Consider the following 3,932-nt stretch of genomic DNA (forward strand, 5'->3'; position numbering starts at 1 on the left):
CGAGGTATGCGGTGTTTCAGGTGTAAAAAACGTCCATCAGGCTTTTGCGACAGCCTCTTGAGGCCGGGGTAATTGACGACCATAATTTTTTTCCTTATTTGAAATGGTATTTCACTGTGATAATCCAGCCATCTTCGATTCCGGCCACACCGAGCTTGTGGTTCGCGTAGCGATAACTGAGCCCGGTGCTGATATCAGCTGCGATTTTCCACCACAAGGAGACGGCACCATTTTGGCCGCTGCGATGGCCGGTGACGATGCGATCCGGTTCAGCCATCGTCAAGAATTGACTGCGTCTGGAAAACTCGGTTTCGTGCCACTGCGTCACAGAGAGTGCCTGTCCGGCCAAGCTGAAGTCATAGCCGGCTACGTAACCGGCCATACCACCATTGAATTGCGCACCAATACCCGATTTGAATTCTTGATGCACGCCAAGAAATGGCTTGATCCACAGCTTGCCTTCCGACAATTCAGTCGACAAGCCGAACACGCGATTCTGGTCGAAAAAATCTTTATCGCGCAGATCATAGATCTGAGCATAGGCGAACAGAGGAACACCGGCGATCTTGCTTAATTGATGACGGCCGACCAGCTTGAGCACGAAACGACGATTGCCACGTGGATCGCGCTCGTAGTCATTGGCATGATGTGGGTTTTCGATATCGGCAAAGCCATATAAATCGCCCCACTCACCGAGCTTTCCAGCTTCGATTTCGAGATAGGTGAAATGTGCTTTTTGGCCGATAGGCCCGACGTTGCTGCGCGCAATCGTAGAGCCGCTCCAGTTGAGTCGATTCAGACTGGCAGTGAGAAAACCACTGGTCTGCGCGTATGTCAGACTACAGGCCGCGCTCAGTATGGCAGTCGAAAGCAAGCGTTTTATCACGTGTGGCTCCGTAAGAAAATCAAAAGCTATAGGACGCGGCGAGATGGAAATACCGGCCAATCGCACCGGCTTGATGTAATGAGGGGTTATACGCGGTGCTGCTCCCGCTCACGGTGCCGATAGCTGCATAGGTTTGCAAATCGAGCGGTGGCGACTGGTTGAATAAGTTGGTGATGGCAGCGCGCACACTCCAGTGTTTGTCGATTTGGTAGCTGGCTGAGAGATTAGTAGACAGAAAGCTTTCGACCTTGCAATACTGCTGCGGATAAGTCGCACCAAAAAAATAGTTGTTCGAGTTTTGCAGCGAATTTTCGCAGGTATCGTTTTTACCCTGACCGGCGGAAGGATCGAGGACGTTAAAGCCGCCTATCCAGTTAAAACTGGTGCTCAGATTGAACGGGCCGCGATCATACGCCAGCGTAACTTGTACGCGATCACGTGGATTGCCGGTGTCACCGGAGTAAATAGTCGGTCCGTGGGTGCCAGCGAGTTCATAAGAGACACCGTCTATGCGCATGCGATAGCTGAGTGTATGGGTCCATTGCAGCTCGGCCGTAAGCGCAGCAGCGTCACTGAGACGATGACGGAAGCGGCTGCCAAATTCGAAGCCGGAAGTGCTGATCGCATTGGCATTCACATAGGCCGAGGTGGCGTAGAGGATAGGGCCGACGGCCGGCGTGCCCATATAACTGCCACCTTGCCCATCAGCGATCAAGGTCGGCTGCGCGGGGCCGCGCACATACTCGGGGCGGTAGCCGGACAAGCCGGATTCGCTGGCGATCAAATCTTTGATTTCGATACGGTAGTAATCAAGAGTGGTGCTCCAGCCTTGCACCGGTTCGAGTATCAAGCCGAGCGTGAGTGCCTTCGACTTTTCCGGTTGTATGTTCGATGTCGTCACCTGTAGGTAGGGTGGTTGGAAATTACAGGCGTTGATGACATTGCCCGCAGTGGCGGTATTGCCATCGCTACACGTAAGCGGGTCGTTGATGGCATTAAACTGAAAGCGTGAGCCGGCGCTTTGATTTTCCGTCGGTGCCGGCGCACGAAAGCCGTGCGAATAAGTACCACGCAGACTAAGCGCATTGGTCGGGGTGTATTTGAAACCGAGTTTCGGGGTGGTGGAATAGCCGTAGGTATCGTAATGATCAAACCGTAAGGCGGCCTCGAGTTCGAGCTTGTTACGCACTGGTGCATACAGCTCGGCATAGACGGCGGCATTTTTCTGGCGGCCGAACGCATAGACGGCGGAACCACTATCAAGCTGGCCTAGCGCGAATTGTTGCGGTGCCGGTGAGGCGAGATTGCGGTACTGATAGCTGCCACCGACCAAGAGCACCAAGGGCCCGCCGGCCAGTTCATATAATGGCCGCTGCCCACGCGCTTCGATAAAGTGCAATTCACTGGTCTTACTGATGCCTACCGGCGGTGCCAAGGCGGCCATCATGGCAGGAGAATTATTGCCCGTGATTTGGAACGGCTGGGGGTCGTGCAAGAGGCCGAGCAAGCGAGTGCGGCTGATGTAATTGTGCATGTCTTGGCGCATGTCAACGCGTGTCAAACCGAGCGCGGCGCTGACATCCCAAGCACCGAGACTGCCGTTGATTTCACCGACCACACGCAGCGTCTTGCTGTCGTTATCTATCGTCAGCGGACCAAGATCAGGCAGATAGCCATACACATAGGCAGGGCCTGAAAAGGGGTTACCAGGATAGCCGGCTGGCACGGCGAAATCGGAGACCGCCCCGACCTGATATGGCGTGATCCCAGGCCCCAATGCAACATTGCCGGGGTAAGACGGATGCGGGAAAGTAGGAACGCTACCAACCACGACACGGGTGCGACTTTGGAACAGCGATGCCTTGAGATTCCATTCCCAGTCATCGCGCAATTTGCCGCTCACACTGGCGAGCAGGTTGAGGTGCTCGCTTGGTGCTTGCAATTGGTACCAAGGATCGGTGTAAGTACACTGGCCGGCCTTGAGTGCCGCCAAGCCGACGCAGCGCCCCGGATAAAAAGAGTAGTTAGCCGGATTATCGATATCGGCCGCGCCATTAGCCCCGACCACCCCGTGCGGATTAAACAAATACGGTGTTTGAATGTTGGGCTGAGGAATGAGACTATTGACCGCGCCGGGCGTCAGATGCATGCCGCCCTGACCACGCCAGTCGCTGCGGCTCCAGTCTTGGCCGCTGCGTTGGCTTAATGCGATCGAGCCCTGAGAGCGGTATTCGATGCCGCCGTAAGCATTGTACCCATCGCTGGCGAGGTTGCCGAAGCCATGGATCAACGAAGCGCGCTGTGTCGTACCACCACCCTGCTCGCTCGTGCCGACTTCGGCCGTGATGCGGGAACCGAGGTAGCTTTTCTTTAAGATGACATTGACCACGCCGGCAATCGCATCGGAACCATAAATTGCCGAGGCACCGTCTTTGACGATGTCGATTCTTTCGACCGCTTCAAAGGGAATGCTGGTGATATCGACGAATGGACGTTGGCCATCGTCGGCCAAGGGATAGGCGGCGAGCCGATGACCATCGATGAGTATTAAGGTCGCGCCGACGTTGAGACCACGCAAAGAAATACCACTCGCGCCTGACGCGAATGCACGTCCGAAACCTTGACTGAGTGTGCCTTGGCCATTCGCGGTAATATTGCGTAGTACTTCAGACACCGTGGTGTAGCCCGATTTCTTCAAGTCGTCGGCGCTGATACTTTGTATTGGGCTCGAGCCTTCTTTCTCAGCGCGCCGTATGTGCGAACCGCTGATGATCACTTGCTGTTGTGCAGCTTCTGCAGCGATGTCTTGCTGAGCCACAGCAGGCGGTACGATGATCGTGGGAAAAGCGAGCGCGACGGCCGTTTTTTTTAATTCCATGAACAAATCTCCTTTGGAAGTACAACAAACCAACAGAAAAATGCTTACATCAGACAACTAAATGGATCGTCGCAAGCGACGATGAAAAAAACTCTGGAAGGGGTTTGCATCCCCTCCCATCGGGTCGCTCCTTCGTCGCTCACCGGCCAAAAGAGGCTGTCGCAAAAG

General features: G+C 54.7%; 2 protein-coding genes. Both read right to left on the minus strand.

Annotated elements, in window-relative coordinates; genetic code table 11:
• Positions 1-94: 94 nt before the first annotated feature.
• Entirely contained in the window at positions 95-886 is a 792-nt protein-coding gene (locus QN359_RS19470) for an outer membrane protein OmpK (protein WP_322250992.1), read from the minus strand.
• A 19-nt stretch (positions 887-905) separates the two neighbouring features.
• The gene (locus QN359_RS19475; RefSeq protein ID WP_322250991.1) at positions 906-3,764 is read right to left on the minus strand and encodes a TonB-dependent receptor; all 2,859 of its coding nucleotides are present in this window, start codon (positions 3,762-3,764) and stop codon (positions 906-908) included.
• Between the last annotated feature and the right edge of the window lie 168 nt (positions 3,765-3,932).

The organism is Undibacterium sp. 5I2 (genome assembly GCF_035019605.1).
Taxonomy (GTDB): domain Bacteria; phylum Pseudomonadota; class Gammaproteobacteria; order Burkholderiales; family Burkholderiaceae_D; genus Undibacterium.